Origin of the sequence: Pseudomonas folii (assembly GCF_014357575.1) — a bacterium.
Classification (GTDB): domain Bacteria; phylum Pseudomonadota; class Gammaproteobacteria; order Pseudomonadales; family Pseudomonadaceae; genus Aquipseudomonas; species Aquipseudomonas folii.
Window position 1 is genome coordinate 21,527 of record NZ_JACONW010000022.1, and the last position, 16,054, is coordinate 37,580.

Annotated in this window: 13 protein-coding genes and 1 pseudogene; 9 read left to right on the top strand and 5 right to left on the bottom strand. The window is 57.2% G+C overall.

Annotation, left to right across the window (positions count from 1 at the left end; all coding sequences use genetic code 11):
* Positions 1-6 precede the first annotated feature (6 nt).
* Positions 7-1,035, top strand: a complete 1,029-nt coding sequence (gene rtcA / locus H8S59_RS07225) for an RNA 3'-terminal phosphate cyclase (protein ID WP_187520964.1) — start codon at positions 7-9, stop codon at positions 1,033-1,035.
* A gap of 55 nt (positions 1,036-1,090) precedes the next feature.
* On the opposite strand, the gene H8S59_RS07230 is transcribed toward rtcA, so the two are convergent.
* On the bottom strand, positions 1,091-2,737 hold the full coding sequence (locus tag H8S59_RS07230; RefSeq protein ID WP_425504561.1) for a methyl-accepting chemotaxis protein: 1,647 nt from the start codon (positions 2,735-2,737) through the stop codon (positions 1,091-1,093).
* A gap of 318 nt (positions 2,738-3,055) precedes the next feature.
* Between H8S59_RS07230 and H8S59_RS07235 the strand changes: the two genes are divergently transcribed.
* Positions 3,056-5,167 carry a TonB-dependent siderophore receptor gene (locus H8S59_RS07235; RefSeq protein ID WP_187520983.1) on the top strand — a complete coding sequence of 704 codons (2,112 nt, stop codon included), beginning with the start codon at positions 3,056-3,058 and terminating at the stop codon, positions 5,165-5,167.
* Between the two features lie 66 nt (positions 5,168-5,233).
* On the opposite strand, the gene H8S59_RS07240 is transcribed toward H8S59_RS07235, so the two are convergent.
* Positions 5,234-5,881, bottom strand: a complete 648-nt coding sequence (locus H8S59_RS07240) for a YajG family lipoprotein (RefSeq protein ID WP_187520966.1) — start codon at positions 5,879-5,881, stop codon at positions 5,234-5,236.
* A 248-nt stretch (positions 5,882-6,129) separates the two neighbouring features.
* Here H8S59_RS07240 and H8S59_RS07245 point away from each other — a divergent pair.
* The 4 genes and pseudogenes from H8S59_RS07245 to H8S59_RS07260 all read left to right on the top strand — a co-directional run.
* Positions 6,130-6,441: pseudogene (locus H8S59_RS07245) on the top strand (GNAT family N-acetyltransferase); the annotation flags it as partial.
* A 156-nt stretch (positions 6,442-6,597) separates the two neighbouring features.
* The gene (locus H8S59_RS07250) at positions 6,598-6,858 is read left to right on the top strand and encodes a hypothetical protein (protein WP_095102429.1); all 261 of its coding nucleotides are present in this window, start codon (positions 6,598-6,600) and stop codon (positions 6,856-6,858) included.
* Between the two features lie 237 nt (positions 6,859-7,095).
* Positions 7,096-7,833 carry an SDR family oxidoreductase gene (locus H8S59_RS07255; RefSeq protein ID WP_187520968.1) on the top strand — a complete coding sequence of 246 codons (738 nt, stop codon included), beginning with the start codon at positions 7,096-7,098 and terminating at the stop codon, positions 7,831-7,833.
* A gap of 140 nt (positions 7,834-7,973) precedes the next feature.
* Positions 7,974-9,074 carry an SMP-30/gluconolactonase/LRE family protein gene (locus tag H8S59_RS07260; protein ID WP_187520969.1) on the top strand — a complete coding sequence of 367 codons (1,101 nt, stop codon included), beginning with the start codon at positions 7,974-7,976 and terminating at the stop codon, positions 9,072-9,074.
* Between the two features lie 305 nt (positions 9,075-9,379).
* On the opposite strand, the gene H8S59_RS07265 is transcribed toward H8S59_RS07260, so the two are convergent.
* The 3 genes from H8S59_RS07265 to H8S59_RS07275 all read right to left on the bottom strand — a co-directional run bounded on the left by H8S59_RS07265 (position 9,380) and on the right by H8S59_RS07275 (position 11,954).
* Positions 9,380-9,709 carry a hypothetical protein gene (locus H8S59_RS07265; RefSeq protein WP_095102436.1) on the bottom strand — a complete coding sequence of 110 codons (330 nt, stop codon included), beginning with the start codon at positions 9,707-9,709 and terminating at the stop codon, positions 9,380-9,382.
* 110 nt (positions 9,710-9,819) lie between these two features.
* The gene (locus H8S59_RS07270) at positions 9,820-10,650 is read right to left on the bottom strand and encodes a DUF1206 domain-containing protein (protein WP_187520970.1); all 831 of its coding nucleotides are present in this window, start codon (positions 10,648-10,650) and stop codon (positions 9,820-9,822) included.
* A 218-nt stretch (positions 10,651-10,868) separates the two neighbouring features.
* On the bottom strand, positions 10,869-11,954 hold the full coding sequence (locus H8S59_RS07275; protein WP_187520971.1) for a tartrate dehydrogenase: 1,086 nt from the start codon (positions 11,952-11,954) through the stop codon (positions 10,869-10,871).
* A gap of 108 nt (positions 11,955-12,062) precedes the next feature.
* Between H8S59_RS07275 and H8S59_RS07280 the strand changes: the two genes are divergently transcribed.
* The 3 genes from H8S59_RS07280 (at position 12,063) to H8S59_RS07290 (ending at position 16,014) form a co-directional block, all read left to right on the top strand.
* On the top strand, positions 12,063-12,977 hold the full coding sequence (locus H8S59_RS07280) for a LysR substrate-binding domain-containing protein (RefSeq protein ID WP_187520972.1): 915 nt from the start codon (positions 12,063-12,065) through the stop codon (positions 12,975-12,977).
* A 307-nt stretch (positions 12,978-13,284) separates the two neighbouring features.
* Positions 13,285-14,322, top strand: coding sequence for an ABC transporter substrate-binding protein (locus H8S59_RS07285; protein WP_187520973.1), 1,038 nt, complete (start codon positions 13,285-13,287; stop codon positions 14,320-14,322).
* A gap of 15 nt (positions 14,323-14,337) precedes the next feature.
* Positions 14,338-16,014, top strand: coding sequence for a GMC family oxidoreductase N-terminal domain-containing protein (locus H8S59_RS07290; protein ID WP_187520984.1), 1,677 nt, complete (start codon positions 14,338-14,340; stop codon positions 16,012-16,014).
* The last annotated feature ends 40 nt before the right edge of the window (positions 16,015-16,054 follow it).

A 16,054-nucleotide genomic window follows, 5' to 3' on the forward strand; every position in this document is an offset into this window, starting at 1 on the left:
AAACAGATGAAGCAGGACATGATTGAACTGGACGGATCCATTGGCGGCGGTCAGGTGTTACGTAGCGCCTTGAGCTTGTCGATGTTGACCGGTCGGACATTACAGATCGAAAACATCAGAGCCCGGCGCAGCCGTCCGGGATTGCTGCGCCAACACCTGACCGCTGTGCTCGCTGCTGCTCAAGTGTGTGGCGCCAGCGTCACGGGGGCGGAGTTGGGTTCCCAGCGTCTGCGCTTTGAGCCAGGCGTTGTTCGGGGTGGCGAGTACCGCTTTGCCATTGGCACCGCCGGAAGTTGCACATTGGTGCTGCAGACCTTGCTGCCCGCGCTGTTGCAGGCGTCGGAACCGAGCCGGGTGACGATCTCCGGTGGCACCCATAACCCGTTGGCGCCGCCGTCGGACTTCATCGAGCGAGCGTGGTTGCCACAATTGCGGCGTATGGGCGCTGACGTAGGGCTGAACCTGTTGCGTCATGGGTTTGTACCGGCCGGTGGCGGTGAGCTGGAAGTGCATATCAAGCCCTCGATGCTGAAGCCGTTGCATCTGACGGATCGAGGCATGTTGCTTGATTCGAAAGCTATCGCGTTGATCGCCGGGCTGGACCGGCAGGTCGCAGAGCGTGAACTGCTGCACGCCGGGACGAGTCTGGATATCGCCTCTGAAGCCCGGCACTGTGTGGTGCTGGCTGATGAGCGTGGCCCAGGTAACGTCCTGATGCTGGAGTTCGCCTGCGAACAGGTGACTGAGCTGTTCAGTGCTTTTGGTCAGTCAAGAGTGCGTGCCGAGGTTGTGGCGCAAGGTGGGGTAGATCAGGCCCGGCACTGGCTGGGCAGCCCTGCGGCCGTCGGCGAGCATTTGGCGGATCAATTGCTGCTGCCGATGGCAATCGCGGGTGCTGGAAGCTTCACCACACCCTCAATGACGGAGCATTTGCAGAGCAACATTTCCGTCATTGAGCGCTTTCTGCCGGTGCGTTTCGACTGCCAGCAACAGGCTGAAAACCTGCTGCGGGTGGAGTGCAAATCCATCGTCTAAACGCGTAGCGGTTCAGCAGCGCGGCTCGCTCGAGCCGCGCTGCCCGATGTGCTGCTTACAAACGGAAGCGGCTGACCAGATTATTGAACGACAGTGCCAGATTCGACAGCTCTTGGGTGGAAGCGTTGGTCTGGTGCGCGCCAGCAGCGGTCTGGGTCGACAGGTCCTGGATATTGACCAGATTACGGTCGACTTCACGTGCCACGTTGGCTTGCTCTTCTGACGCGCTGGCAATAACCATGTTGCGCTCGTTGATTTGCGAGATGCCTTCAGCGATCTGCTCCAGTGCCTCACCGGTAGCCTGAGCCAGGCTTTGGGTGTCGGTTACCAGAGACTGGCTTTTACCCATGGCGCGAACGGCCTGGTCAGCGCTGGTTTGCACCGAGTTGATCATGCCCTCGATTTCCCCGGTCGATGCCTGGGTGCGCGCCGCAAGGGCGCGAACTTCGTCCGCTACCACCGCAAAACCACGACCTTGCTCGCCTGCGCGAGCGGCTTCGATGGCCGCGTTGAGGGCCAGCAGGTTGGTCTGCTCGGCAATTCCGCGAATCACATCCAGCACCTTGCCGATATCACGGACTTGGACCGCCAGGTCTTCGACCATGGTGGTCGATGCCGCGATTTCAGTCGTCGCATTGTTGATGGCGGACACCGCATTTCGGGCTTTGTCGCGACCGTTGGTGGCTTGCAGGCTGGTTGATTTCGACGCTTCTGATGTAGAAATCGCGTTACGTGCGACTTCTTCGACCGCTGACGTCATCTCAGTAACAGCGGTCGCTGCTTGCTGGATCTCGTCATTCTGGCGTACCAGGCCACGGCTGCCATTATCGGTGACGGCGGTCAATTCTTCGGCTGCGGAGGCCAATTGGTCAGAGGCGCTGGAGATTTGCTGAATGGTGCCTTTGAGGCTGATTTGCATATCGCTCAACGCGCTGAGCAACTGGCCTCCCTCATCGCGCCCGGTGCTGACGATATTCTGGGTCAAGTCTCCATTGGCAATGCGCTGAGCACTGGTTACTGCTGTTGCGATGGGGCGACTGATCAGGCGACTGATGAACAACCCAAGAGCAAGTGCGGCAATGAACGCCAAGGTAATGCCGGTGTAAAGCGCAGTCGTGGCTGAAGACTCCATGGCGTCGGCGTCCGCTGCACCTTCGCCGATCTGACGATTGTTGGATTCAACCATGAGCGTCAGTTCATCCATGACAATCCGATAACTTTTCTGCAGATCACCGCGCAGCAACGCGTTGCCACCCTCAACATCACCGGCTTTCATGAGTGCCACAAACTTCTGCACAAACTCCTGATAAACCGGCCAATCCTTATCCATTTTGTCGCCAGCCAGACGTTCGTCATCGGCCAGGGGAGTCTTGCGGTAAGTCGAATAGGCCAGCTCACTCGCCAACTGATTAGCCTTCATGGACGCCAGCAGTTCATCTTTTTCGTTCTGCGGTGCATTGGTGCTGGTGGCGATGTACAGGCGATACATGTCTCGCGATTGCTCCACAGCTTTGGCTTTCGCCTCTGCGGTTTTAGCCACCGACACCAGGTTATTGCTGAATACCAGTTTCAGGCTATCGGAGAGCTGAGAAACACCCCGGCTGCCAAGCAAGCCAACGCCCAAGGTGATAAAAGCGCAAAGCCCGAAGGCGGTAATCAATTTGGTCGACAGTTTTGCATCGTGCAGCCAACTCATCGGCATGTCCTGCAGAGATTGTTCGAAGAACGTTGGGAAATGACCCGCTCCGTCTGACGGAAGCGAATAGGTTACCTAAGCCTATCGGCAAGGCTTTCCTGTCCTTAAGCGGGATCCAATCTTGCGAAGGTTTTTCTGGATGAGCGGACAAGAAGCGTCAGCGGCCTGAGTTCCCCTTTGCCTGGCTTTCTCTCAAGCGAGGCCATTGACCCCTGCGACGATCCGTCCATTGCGACAACAGGCAAAGCGCTACACATTTGGAAATGGTTCGTAGATAATAACAATTCCCATTAGTGCCCGGAATTGTCCTCTGTGTTCATCCCAATGCGTCGCGCCTATTGCGTTTCCCTGGCTTTCGGTTGTGTGTTGCTGCCTGCCTTCTCTCACGCTGAAGACACCGTTACCGAGCTGCCTGCCACCGATATTCAAGCCGCTGGCGATATCGAAAGCAGCCCTTATGTTCGTTCTACCAGCAGCACCGCAAGCAAATCGGAAGTGCCGATCAGGGATGAAGCACAGTCAGTCAACGTGGTCACCCAGCAGACCCTTGACGATTTTCAGGTCAAGTCGCTGGACGATGCGATGAAGTTTGTCAGCGGGGTGTCGCAGTCCAACACCCTGGGCAATACCAAAGATGCGCTAATCAAGCGTGGCTTTGGTACCAACGATGACGGGGGCATTTTGCGCGACGGCATTCGTTCGGTGGTGGGGCACAACCTCGGGGCGACCACTGACCATGTTGAGGTATTGAAAGGGCCGGCGTCGCTGTTGTACGGCGCGATCGAGCCGGGCGGGTTGATCAACGTCGTCAGCAAGCAGCCGCAATATACCCGCAGCACCACGATTACTGGCTCCGGTTACAGCGAAGGCGGTGGCACGTTCAGCGTCGACACCACCGGACCGATTGAAGATACCGGGCTCGCCTACCGGCTGGTTGCCGAGCGTGGCCACGAAGATTACTGGCGCAACTACGGGGTCAACGAGCACACGCTTGTGGCTCCCTCCCTGAGCTGGACCGGCGAGCGCGCCAAGCTGACCCTGGCTTACGAATACAACGACTATTCCAGCCCGTTCGACCGCGGCACCGTATTCGCCAATGGCAAGCCCGCAGCGGCCAGTTACAAGGATCGTCTGGATGAGCGCTGGGCCAAGACCGTCGGCATCAGCGAAACCGCCAGCGCGAAGTTTGAATACCAACTCAATGACGACTGGAAGACCCGGGTGACGTATGGCTGGAACAATGATCGCTATAGTCTGGCGATTGCCCAGCCCGATACTTTGACTGGCAGCACGCTGACTCGTCGTGCCAATGGCGGTCATTACGATTATGAGACACGCTATACCAGCCTCGACTTCATCGGCGAGCAGCAGTTGTTCGGTCAACGCCATGACATATTGGTTGGAGTGGACAACGAAGCGCTCGACAAGTATCGAGGCAAGACATATCGAAATGCGCTTGGCAGGAATGGTGCTGGATCAATCAATATCAATAACCCTCAATATGGTGGGTTGGCTGAACCCAGCACTGTTAACTCAGTCCAGAGCAATGCTCGCAACGAACTGACTTCCACGTCCGTTTATTTCAAGGACAACTGGCATTTGAATGACCAGTGGATTCTGGTCTTTGGCGGACGCCAGCAGCACTATGATCAATACAGTGATCAGGGTTTGGTTACCCGCGTAGTGGGGCGTGACGACAATGGTGACGCCTTCGTTCCGTTTGTCGGTGTCGTCTATCAACCCACCGAAGCGCTTTCGCTATATGGCAACTACAGCGAATCGTTTGTACCTAACGAAACCGTCTCGGATGACAACAAGACCTTTGATCCTGAAGAAGGACGCAGCTACGAAGTTGGCTTGAAGTACAATCCTTCGGATCGGTTGAACGTCAACGTTGCTGTGTTTGATATCGTCAAGAAAAACGTGGTGACTCCAGTCACGGTTGGTACCATTACCACCAATGAGCTAACAGGCAAAGCAGGCTCCAGAGGCCTGGAACTCGACGTCACAGGCAAACTGGCCGAGCGCTGGGACATGATAGGCACCTACGCCTATACCCACACAGAAGTGCTTGACGACCCGACGAACGAAGGCAAGCGCCTCAGCAATGCCCCCATGCACACCGCCAGTCTTTATCTGACTCACCATCTGGCTTTCCCTGAACAGACAGGACAATGGCATGTCGGTGGCGGTGCACGTTACGTAGGCGAGCGCCCGGGCGACACCGCAAACACTTTCTTCATGGACAGCTACACCGTTGCTGACGCTTTCCTGCGTTGGGACCTGCCAACCAAAGACTACAAGACCCGCTTGCAGTTGAACGTCGATAACCTGTTCGACAAAGAGTACTACCCGTCAGGTACGGGAAGCAGCGATTTGCAGATCAACGTCGGCGAAGCGCGTACTGCGCGTTTGACTGCCAGCGTTACGTTCTAACAGCGCTTGATCACAGCAGGAACTGTCGGCGTCGCACCCCGACAGTTCCTGAACTGCGCCGCCGTTTTACTTCTTGCAGGACCCTTTGGCGCACAGCTCTTTGACCGTCGCCTCAGTGATCGCCTGCAGACCTTCCTCGGTGATCACCTTCCAGTCGCTTTCCACGACCAGTTGCATGGATTCGCGCTTGTCAGTGATCAGACTGATTGGGGAGGGCTGACCGGTGGAGGTGATATTCAGGCGCGCCTTGTTGTTGACGGCAATTGAAAACGCACCGGGCGAAAACCATGACCAGAACTCAGTGATATGCACGGTCACAGCCTGGGTCTCACCGTTCTTTTCGGCAGCCTCGACCACCTGATAACCGGCCTTTCGATAACCTTCAGCGACGCTTTTTGCGATGAGTTGAGAAACGGTTTTGCCTTCAGGAAGCAATACGTCACCCATAGCCATGCCGTAGCTGTTGCGCTTCCTGCCAATGGCGCGCTCGGTGATTTTCTTGTCGGAGATTTCTTCAGCGTGTTTCAGTGACGGCGTGTCTGCCTGCTTCGGTGCAGTTTCAAAACGACGCTCATCGATCGCGGTAATCGTCACCTTCTGACCTGTACCATTTGGACTTTGTGGCGTCTGTACGTCTATAACGGAGCGGCTGCTGACACAGCCGAAAAGTACGGTGGAAAGCATCAGAAGGGCGGCGATTTTCAGGTGTTTCATGACGGCTCCAGTCATTGTTTCTATCCATTACTCATGCGCGTACCGCCACTTCGGGCGGCTATGCGGTGATGTCATTGTGCCTTTTTTGGCGTCGGCATCATGGCCATTCCTTCCCTGCAGCACAAGTGCAACTTTTTCGCCCCCGATTTCTGCTAGCCTCGTCGGTCGACATCCATGTCCGACGAGCACTTTCAATGTTCACTATTCGCATCATGACCATGGACGACTACGACTCAGTCATTGCCCTCATGAGCAGCACGCCCGGCGTTTCTGTCCGGGACGCAGATTCTCGCGAGTCGACTGCCAGGTATCTGCAACGCAATCCCGGAATGAGCTTCGTAGCTGAGGCAGATTCCGTACTTATTGGTTGCGTGATGTGTGGTCACGATGGGCGACGAGGTTATTTGCAGCATTTGCTGGTACTGGATAAGTATCGGCGGCAGGGCATTGCCAATGAGTTGGTGGAGCGCTGCCTTTCCAGTCTCGAACGTGAAGGCATTTTCAAGTGCCACATCGATGTCCTTAAAACCAACCACGCGGCTGCTGATTATTGGCGCAAGCAAGGTTGGCAATTAAGGACAGACATTGACCGGTACTCTTTCGTCCGGACCGGTAATGCCAATGCATGATGAATGAAGGGACGTTCTGCTTTTATGGAACCAACGCTCTAGCCCGCGGTTCGAAGCAATACATTCTCAATCAGGGACATTCACCCCATGCTTAAAACTCTTGCCTACAGTCTGATGCTGGCTTCCACCCTTGGTCTGGCCGCTTGCGATCCGAAATCCGAAGACAAGGCGCAGGAAGCCCAACAGCACGCTGAGAAAGCACAGGACAAAGCTGCCGATGCGGCCAAGGAAAATGCCAAGGCTGCAGAAGCGCAGGCCGAGTCCAAGGAAGCCAAGGCAGAAGAAGATAAGACCTTCGTGCCAACCACCCAGGTTCCAGAGTCGCTCAAGACACCTGAGAAGAACTGATAAACACCGCAGGACCGGCTTTAGCCGGGAGAGGGGCGTTAAATCCACTCTGTTTTCCGGTCAGGATAACGCTCTCCCGGCTAAAGCCCCGTCCTACAGCTGTTCGTTTTTCTCCGCAAACCCCACCGCAGAATCAGGCAATCACTCCGAAGGATCGGTCTAATTGCTCCCGCGTTATCGCCTTACTCTGATGCGTATCGAGCCATCTGGCTCACCACTCGGATAAGGACAATAATCATGTCGAACATCAAAAACAAAGTCGTGGTAATCACCGGCGCAAGCAGTGGTATCGGCGAAGCCACCGCGCGGCTGCTGGCCGAGAAGGGCGCGCACGTTGTGCTCGGTGCGCGGCGTACGGAGCGCCTGGCAGAACTCTGCAAAGAGCTGGTTGCCGCCGGTGGCAGCGCGCAGTATCAGGCAGTGGACGTGACCGATCGGGCCAATGTGCAAGCCTTCGTCGACTACGCCGTTAGCCAGTTTGGTCGTGTCGATGTGATCGTCAACAACGCCGGGGTCATGCCGCTGTCCAGGCTGGATGCGTTGAAAGTGTCCGAGTGGGACCAGATGATCGATGTCAACATTCGTGGCGTGTTGCACGGCATAGCGGCCGGGCTGCCATTGATGCAGAAGCAGCAAGCGGGGCAATTCATCAACATCGCTTCCATCGGGGCCTATGCGGTGAGTCCGACTGCGGCGGTCTACTGCGCAACCAAGTACTCCGTGCGGGCGATTTCCGAAGGCTTGCGTCAGGAAGCCGGTGCCGACATTCGCGTCACGGTAATTTCCCCGGGCGTCACCGAGTCTGAGCTTGCTGACAGTATTTCTGATGAAGGCGGGCGCGCCGAGATGCGCGAGTTCCGCAAAATCGCCATCCCGGCATTGGCCATCGCCCGGGCAATTGCCTACGCCGTTGAGCAGCCAGCCGATGTCGACGTCAGTGAACTGATCGTGCGCCCTACCGCCAGCCCTTACTGATTTACCCGGTATCAGCCCAAAGTGCGAGGGCTTACCGGCACGTTGATAGCGGGCAAACCCTCGTCCTTAACACTTGTACGATGACCTGAGCCGATGTACAACGAGCACCCCGTCCAACAATAAAATAACGGAGATGCACGATGGACTCATCGCAACGGGACACAGCCGCCGACCATGGTCGCAGAGCATTCCTCAAAACGTCGCTGGCAGTATCCGCCGGCGTAGCTGCGTTGGGCAGCGCTGCGTTGCCTCGACTGGCCAGCGCCGCCGAGCCGTTGAGTCAGCGTTATCCAGATCCGCTGGTCAGCATCCTCGACGACAGCTTCATGGACCTGCGCATTTTCAATGCCAGCGTTGAACGCCTCGCGACTGGCCTGCGCTGGGTAGAAGGTCCTGTGTGGGTAGGTGACGGTCGTTACTTGCTGTTCAGCGATATCCCCAACAACCGCATCATGCGCTGGGATGAAGTCACCGGTGGCCTGTCGGTTTACCGCGACAACTCTAACTTTTCCAACGGCATGTGCCGTGACCGGCAGGGTCGCTTGCTGGTCTGCGAAGGCTCGACGACCAGCAAGGAAGGCCGCCGCGTGACCCGCACCGAGTACAACGGCAGCATCACCGTGCTGGCCGACAACTACGAGGGCAAGCCTTTTAACTCGCCTAACGACATCGTTTGCAAACGCGACGGCTCGGTGTGGTTCACCGATCCTCCGTTCCAGACCGGCAACAACTACGAAGGACATAAAGTCACCCCTGAGTTGCCCCACGCGGTGTACCGCATCGATGGCGCGAGCGGCAAGGTCAGCCGGGTGATTGACGATCTGACAGGGCCTAACGGCCTGTGTTTTTCACCGGACGAAAAAACCCTTTACGTGGTTGAAGGTCGAGCCAAACCCAACCGGATTATCTGGGCCATTGCTGTCAACGACGACGGCACATTGGGACTGCGCCGCAAGCACATTGAAGGGCTGGAGTTCGCCGGTATTGACGGCATCAAGTGTGATGAAAGCGGTAACCTGTGGTGCGGCTGGGGCAGCAACAGTGATCCCAAGGCTGATCCGGAAAAACTCGACGGTGTTCGAGTGTTCAATCCGGATGGCAAAGCCATCGGTCACATCTCCTTGCCGGAGCGTTGCCCGAACCTGTGTTTCGGCGGGCGTGAGGGCAACCGACTGTTCATGGCTGGCAGCCACTCGGTCTATTCCTTGTTCGTGAATACGCGCGGTGCGACGTTCGTTTGATTGGGTAAAAACTACCGCAGTTTCTCGCGGCGATATTAATCTGTAGGAGCTGCCGAAGGCTGCGAAGCATTTCTTCTGGTACACCGCGATCGCAGCTTTCGGCAGCGCCCACAGGAATCATTGATGACGTGTGACCGGCTTCAGCCGGGAAGAGGCCGTGACAGACGCTGAATCTTCATCGGCAGAACTACCGCCTTCCCGGCTAAAGCCGGTCCCACGTCGTCAATCAGTTTGCAGGCCAACACAGAATCTCCCACAGGTCCCATTGTTGTTGCTGCGCGAGAGCGAAGTGTCAGGATAAAGAATCAGCGTTTCGCCAGTTCGTGCTTGATGCATTGTTCGTAATAGGTCTGTTTGATGGCCGCAGGTTTGAGCCGCGACGTGCTTTTATAGGTCTGTTCGGTAATGCCCATGGCGGTCATGCGCATCCAGGGCTGGTTGAATTTGCGACCCTGTAATTTCTTGCGTGCGCCGTATAGGGTGATTCCGGCGAGTTTCGATTCCTGGGCGCCTGCGGCGATGCCCGAACCCCACGTGCAAATCGACCGACCGCTCTGAGTAACGTCTTTGGCCTGCGACGCCAGTGAAACGCTGGCCAGCGCGAGCGTCGCTACGGTCAATACAAGAATCCGCATAAATGCCAGCCCCTAAGCTTCTGAAAAGAAAGCAAGTTTGCCAAGTTCGCTAGGAGGCGAGGGGCCAGCAATGGGTATTATTTCGGGACAACTTTCGCTGACGTGCCCCGTCAGTTGAAATGCTTGGTGACCGCATGCGGTGCATCGGGCACGTCCATATTGATCTTGCGCCAGGCCGCTTCGGCAAAGCTGTACACCGAAAATGCGATCAGCCCCAAGGCCACGATCATCAGCACAATGCCTCCGGCGGGCAGATCCTGCAGGCCGTTGAGCGCGTCTTTCAGGCCGGGCGGGTGCATGGCGTCATAGCTCGAACCACTGATGGCCAGCAACGCAGCGATTTCGATGAATGCTACGCCTCGGGCAATCAAGCCGAATTGCGATACCGGACGCACATAGCGCATCACCTCTTCATCGGCTTCGAAGTACTTCTCGAAAGACGCTTTCCAGCCTTTGATGATGTGGGTGATGCCCACGCCGAGCGGCACCAGTGCCACGAGGTAAACGAGAATATTCGAATGATCCCAGGACAAGACAGTGGCGAGCAGGTCCTGGGTTTTACCGCCTGAATCGCCGGAGCTTTTCAGGGCGCTGATTAACAGACCCAAAGCAAAAAAGGCCAACGCGCCGTAGGTCACGCCACCCACCATCAAGCCAGTGCGAATCACCAGACCTTTGAATTCTGTGCCGTGATGATCCACATCGCGAGTAGCCTGCAGAACGCGCCAGGCTGCAAACGCCAGCAGGCCGACCACCACAATCGCGACCATGACGTTGCCGAAGGGCTGACTCAACAGCGCTTCAAGGCTGCTGTGGCTGTCTTTGGGCTGAGACGAACCCTGGGCGGCGAGCAGGGCAAAAATACCAATGATCAGATACACCACACCGCGAGCGGCATAGCCGCTTCGGGCGAGGAGAGTGAGGCTGCGTTGCGTGGACATAAAGGGGATCTTCCTGAAAGTGATACAGGAGCAGACCGATGTCGGCACGCGGGGTTCGCTTTAATTGGTGTGTAGCCGGTGCCGCGTGGGAGGCATTGGATCTGTAGGAGCTGCCGGAGGCTGCGATAGCGGTGTGTCAGGATAAATGCTTCGCAGCCTGCGGCAGCTCCTACAGAGAATGCATTTCAATTCAGTTGAGAGGCGATGCGGACTGCTCCTTATCGTGCACACGCAGCCGCAATGGCTTTACCCAGCGACTCGGTATTGCCCTTACCGCCAATATCAGCAGTCAGCGGTGCGTTTTCCGGACCCATGGCCAGCACGGTTTCAATCGCGGTGAGCACTGCTGCACCGGCCTCTGGATGACCCAGATGCTCAAGCATCATCGCGCCGCACCAGATTTGTCCGATCGGGTTGGCGATGCCTCTGCCGGCGATGTCCGGGGCGGAGCCATGCACCGGCTCGAACAGGCTCGGGAAGTTGCGTTCAGGGTTGATGTTGGCCGAAGGCGCGATGCCGATGGTGCCCGTGCAGGCCGGCCCCAGGTCGGAGAGGATGTCGCCGAACAGGTTGCTGGCCACGACGACGTCGAACCAGTCCGGATGCAGGACGAAGTTCGCGGTGAGAATATCGATGTGGTACTTGTCGACGTTCACGTCAGGGTATTTCTTGCCCATTTCCACGACGCGCTCGTCCCAATACGGCATGGTGATCGCAATGCCGTTGGACTTGGTCGCAGAAGTCAGGTGCTTCTTCGGACGGCTCTGGGCCAGGTCGTAAGCGAATTTGAGGATACGGTCGACGCCGACACGGGTCATGACGGTTTCCTGCAGGACAATTTCCCGGTCGGTGCCCGGGAACATCTTGCCGCCAACGCTGGAGTATTCGCCCTCGGTATTTTCACGCACCACCCAGAAGTCGATGTCACCCGGTTTGCGATTGGCCAGCGGTGCTTTCACGCCAGGCATCAGGCGGCAAGGGCGCAGGTTTACGTACTGGTCGAACTCACGGCGGAACTGCAGCAGGGAATCCCACAGGGAAATATGATCAGGCACCACGTCCGGCCAGCCCACTGCGCCAAAGTAAATCGCGTCGTAGCCTTTGAGAATATCGAACCAGTTGTCGGGCATCATTTTGCCGTGGGCCAGGTAGTAGTCGGCGCTGGCAAAGTCGAACCAGTCCCATTGCAACTCCAGGTTGTGCTGCGCGGCCACCACGTCCAGCACGCGTACGCCTTCGGGCATGACTTCCTTGCCTATGCCATCGCCAGGGATGACGGCAATTTTGTAATGGGGCTTGCTCATGAGTTTCGACTCCAGAGTTGATGGTGAACGAAGCTCAGTGTATGCAGTGTCTCTGGATTAATAATTAGTCATTCGCGAAAGCCATTCTTAGATCCAAGGAAATAATCGATGACCATGATCGATGACCTGAGCTTCTTTCAGCAGGTGGCCACACGCGGCAGCCTGACCGAAGTTGCACGTCAGTTGGGGTTGTCGCTGCCCGCCGTGAGCAAACGTTTGAGCCAACTTGAGGCGCGGCTCGGCGTGCAACTGCTGCAGCGCACTACGCGCCGGTTATCGTTGACTCCTGAAGGCGTGCTCTATCTGGAAGGAGGGCGGCCGATACTGCGTCAACTTGAAGAGTTGGAAAGTGCCCTGAACAGTCGCCAACCAACGTTGCATGGGCGTCTGCGAATCAATGCCACGCTAGGTTTCGGAAGACGGCATCTGGCTCCCGTGGTGTCGGGTTTTGCCCGGCTGCATCCTGAACTGGAGATTTCCCTGGAGCTGACCAGCCAGCCCGTCAGCTTGCTCGATGATCAGTTCGACATTGGCGTGTTCATGGGAGAGCCGCCAGATTCACGGTTGATCGGCATTCGCCTGCTGGAGAATCCACGGATTCTCTGTGCGTCACCTGATTATCTGGAAGGTCGGCCTGCGCTGACGCGTGTAACGGATCTGGCCGAGCACAACTGTATCGTGCTGCGTCAGTTCGGCAGTGATTACGCGATCTGGCGTTTTCGGAAAGACGGCCAGGATTTCACCCATAAGGTCAGTGGCACGCTATCGAGCAACGACGGTGAAGTGGCGCTGAGTCTGGCGCTTGACGGCCACGGTCTGATTTTGCGTTCGCGCTGGGATGTGCAGGCGCACCTGGAAAGTGGACGGCTGGTGCCGGTATTGGAAGATTATCAACCGCCACGTGGCGATATCTTTGCGGTCTACCAGCATCGACGGCACATCCCGCAGCGCATCTCGCTGTTCACCCGATACCTCGCGCAGGAACTGACCAAGCGCCTGCCGTTTGCGGTGCCGGGATACTGAAGTCTAACGAGATCTGTTGGAGCGAGGCTTGCCCGCGAAGGCGTCAGGTCGGCTGATGGATGAATCGCTGCAAGTATGATTCGCGGGCAAGCCTCGCTCCAACAGCGGAGGTGGCAAGTCGCATAACGACAGATCATGTCAGTAATGATTATTGGTGCATTGCCGGACAGGCCCCGGCTCTTGTAACGTCCTGCCGACCCGCTCGGTAACAATAAAACTTAAACCTGAGCATGCGTTCGTTTTTGCAGGGTGTTCAGAACAGGGTTTTTGCAGCTGCCGAATCATTCTACGTTCAGGAAGATTTGCCATGAAAACCGTTTCAGTGGGTTCAGTCTTATCCCTGTTGTGCGTGTCGATATCGTGCGCGATGTCGGTATCGGCAGAAGAAATCACCTTCGTTTCCCAAGGCGGGGTTTATCAGGAAGCCCAGACCAAGGCGATTCTTGATCCCGCAGCCAAGCGTCTGAACATCACCATCAAACAAGACAGCGTCCCCGATGCTCTGCCCATGGTCAAGGCTCAGGGTTCGGCGGGCAAGCCGGTCTGGGATGTGATCGATACGCCGCCTTCCAATTGTATTCGTGGTGGCAACGAAGGGTTGATCGAAAAACTCGACCTGAGCAAGATGCCCAATGTTCAGGCCATGCCTGAGGCCTACCGCACGCCTTACTCCGTCGCCTATGAGTTTTATTCCTCGGTTCTGGGCTATAACACCAAAACATTGAAGAAGGTGCCGCAGAGTTGGGCCGACTTCTGGAACGTGAAGGATTTTCCGGGGACGCGCTCATTACGCAACGACCCGATGGGGACGCTGGAGGCGGCATTGCTGTCGGACGGCGTGCCTCGTGACAAGCTTTACCCACTGGATGTTGATCGTGCCTACAAACGGCTGGAGCAGATCAAACCGGATATCGCGGTGTGGTGGAGCTCGGGTGGTCAGTCGGCGCAGTTGCTCAACGACGGCGAAGTGGACATGTTGATGATCTGGAACGGCCGCGCCAGCGCAGTCCGCAAGGATAATCCTGACGTCGCTTTCACCTATAACGACGGCATTCTGCAAAACACCCAATTGTGCATCCTCAAAGGCGCGCCGAACTACGCAACTGCGGTCCGGTTCGTCAATGAAGCGCTCTCGCCGGACCTGCAGGCCAACCTGCCGATGTATATCGATTACGGTCCCGGTAACCCGGCTGCGTTTGGCACCGGCAAGTTGACCGCCGAGCGGGCCAAAGAGCTGCCGAGCTCACCGGATAACGCCGCAAAGCAGGCATTGATGTCTGAAGAGTGGTGGTCGTCGGCCGCTGGCATTGCGGCCAAGGATCGCTGGCTCAAGTTTGTTCAGTAGGCCGACCTCTTGAAAGTGCTCGATTACCTGATTCTGGGCGGCGGTTCTGCAGGCTGCGTGCTGGCTGCGCGGTTGTCCGAGGATGCTGACAAGCGTGTGTGCCTGGTTGAAGCGGGGCGCGACATCTCGGCGGGCAACATGCCTGCCGAGATTCGCAGCCGCTATCCGGGGCGTGCTTACCTGGATACCCGCAATATCTGGCGACAGCTGACGGCGCTGATGGGCAAACTCTCTACCGAACGTCGTTATGAGCAGGCACGCTTGCTGGGCGGCGGTTCGGCGATCAATGCCCTGATGACCAATCGCGGCGCGCCCGACGACTATGACGAGTGGCAGCGACTCGGTGCCGAGGGGTGGAATTGGGATAATTGCCTGCCGTACTTCCGCAAACTGGAAAACGATACCGATTTCGACGGACCGCTGCACGGCAAGCAAGGTCCTCTGAGGATTCGCCGCACCGCGCAGGAGTTTCTTTCACCTTTCGTCAAAGCCGTCATGAACGTGTTGGGGGAGGGCGGTCTGGCGACAAAGCCGGATCAGAACGGCCCTTGGGAACCCGGCGTTTATATCGGGGCAATTGGCGTCAGTCCTGAGGGTGAGCGGATTCCCACCTCGGTATGTTATCTGTCCGATGAGGTTCGCCAACGCAGCAATCTGAAAGTACGCACTGAATGTCTGGTTGACCGTGTGCTGTTCAAGTCCCATCAGGCCATAGGGGCGCGCATTGTCCAGGCGGACGGCTCCTCAATTGATCTGTTCGCCAAAGAAGTGATCGTCTGTTCCGGGGCGATCCACAGCCCTGCAGTATTGATGCGCAGCGGCATCGGGCCCGCCGATGAGTTGGTCCAGTCAGGCATTTTCGTCGTAGCTGACCGTCCAGGTGTCGGCGGTAATCTGATGGAGCATCCATCGATAGCAGTCTCGGCATTGTTGAGCAAAGCAGGGCGCACGGCGTTCCCCGACGAGCACCACGAGCAAGCCATCGTGCGCTTTTCCTCGGGTTTGCCGGACACCGTGCCTTGCGACATGCATGGCGCGATTCTGTCGCGATCCGGCTGGCACTCTTTGGGGTATCGATTGGGCACAATGTTTTTCTGGGTCAACAAGTCTTTTTCCCGAGGCCGTGTACGACTGGTCTCCAGTGATCCGGCTCAGGAACCGGAAGTGAACTTCAATATGCTGTCTGATCCACGAGACCTGGAGCGCCTCAAGCAGGCACTGAAATTTGGTGCGGCCACGCTTTCAGCTCCGCACCTCGGCGCGCTTCGTAGCGTGGCATTCCCCACCAGTTACTCGCCCCGGGTGGCTAAAGTCGCTCAGCCTGGCGCGATCAACGGCATGTTGCGCGGGGTGTTGAGCCTCTTGCTGGACGTGGCCGGGCCGTTTCGGGCGTGGCTTGTTCACGGGTTGGTTACTCAGGGCGTGACGCTGAAAAAACTGCTCGCTGATGATCAGGCACTGACCGGGTTTGTCAGGCGAAATGTCGGCGGCACCTGGCATCCGTCAGGCACCTGCCGCATGGGCCGGGCCGATGATCCGCTGGCCGTCACCCTCAGTGATGGACGCGTCATTGGTGTCACTGGCTTGCGGGTATGTGATGCGTCGTTGATGCCGTCTATTCCGTGTGCCAATACCAACGTGCCAACGATCATGATTGCGGAGCGGATTGCAGACCTGATCAAGGCTGGGTAGGAACGAACTTGTTCGCGAGGGCGGTATTTCAGACGACATA

Bases quoted from the DNA above. Each gene is read 5' to 3' on its own strand.
- H8S59_RS07230 (WP_425504561.1), bottom strand. From the start codon at position 2,737: ATGCCGATGAGTTGGCTGCACGATGCAAAACTGTCGACCAAATTGATT.
- H8S59_RS07285 (WP_187520973.1), top strand. From the start codon at position 13,285: ATGAAAACCGTTTCAGTGGGTTCAGTCTTATCCCTGTTGTGCGTGTCG.
- H8S59_RS07280 (WP_187520972.1), top strand. From the start codon at position 12,063: ATGACCATGATCGATGACCTGAGCTTCTTTCAGCAGGTGGCCACACGC.
- H8S59_RS07275 (WP_187520971.1), bottom strand. From the start codon at position 11,954: ATGAGCAAGCCCCATTACAAAATTGCCGTCATCCCTGGCGATGGCATA.
- H8S59_RS07260 (WP_187520969.1), top strand. From the start codon at position 7,974: ATGGACTCATCGCAACGGGACACAGCCGCCGACCATGGTCGCAGAGCA.
- H8S59_RS07240 (WP_187520966.1), bottom strand. From the start codon at position 5,881: ATGAAACACCTGAAAATCGCCGCCCTTCTGATGCTTTCCACCGTACTT.
- H8S59_RS07270 (WP_187520970.1), bottom strand. From the start codon at position 10,650: ATGTCCACGCAACGCAGCCTCACTCTCCTCGCCCGAAGCGGCTATGCC.
- rtcA (WP_187520964.1), top strand. From the start codon at position 7: ATGAAGCAGGACATGATTGAACTGGACGGATCCATTGGCGGCGGTCAG.
- H8S59_RS07255 (WP_187520968.1), top strand. From the start codon at position 7,096: ATGTCGAACATCAAAAACAAAGTCGTGGTAATCACCGGCGCAAGCAGT.
- H8S59_RS07235 (WP_187520983.1), top strand. From the start codon at position 3,056: ATGCGTCGCGCCTATTGCGTTTCCCTGGCTTTCGGTTGTGTGTTGCTG.
- H8S59_RS07250 (WP_095102429.1), top strand. From the start codon at position 6,598: ATGCTTAAAACTCTTGCCTACAGTCTGATGCTGGCTTCCACCCTTGGT.
- H8S59_RS07265 (WP_095102436.1), bottom strand. From the start codon at position 9,709: ATGCGGATTCTTGTATTGACCGTAGCGACGCTCGCGCTGGCCAGCGTT.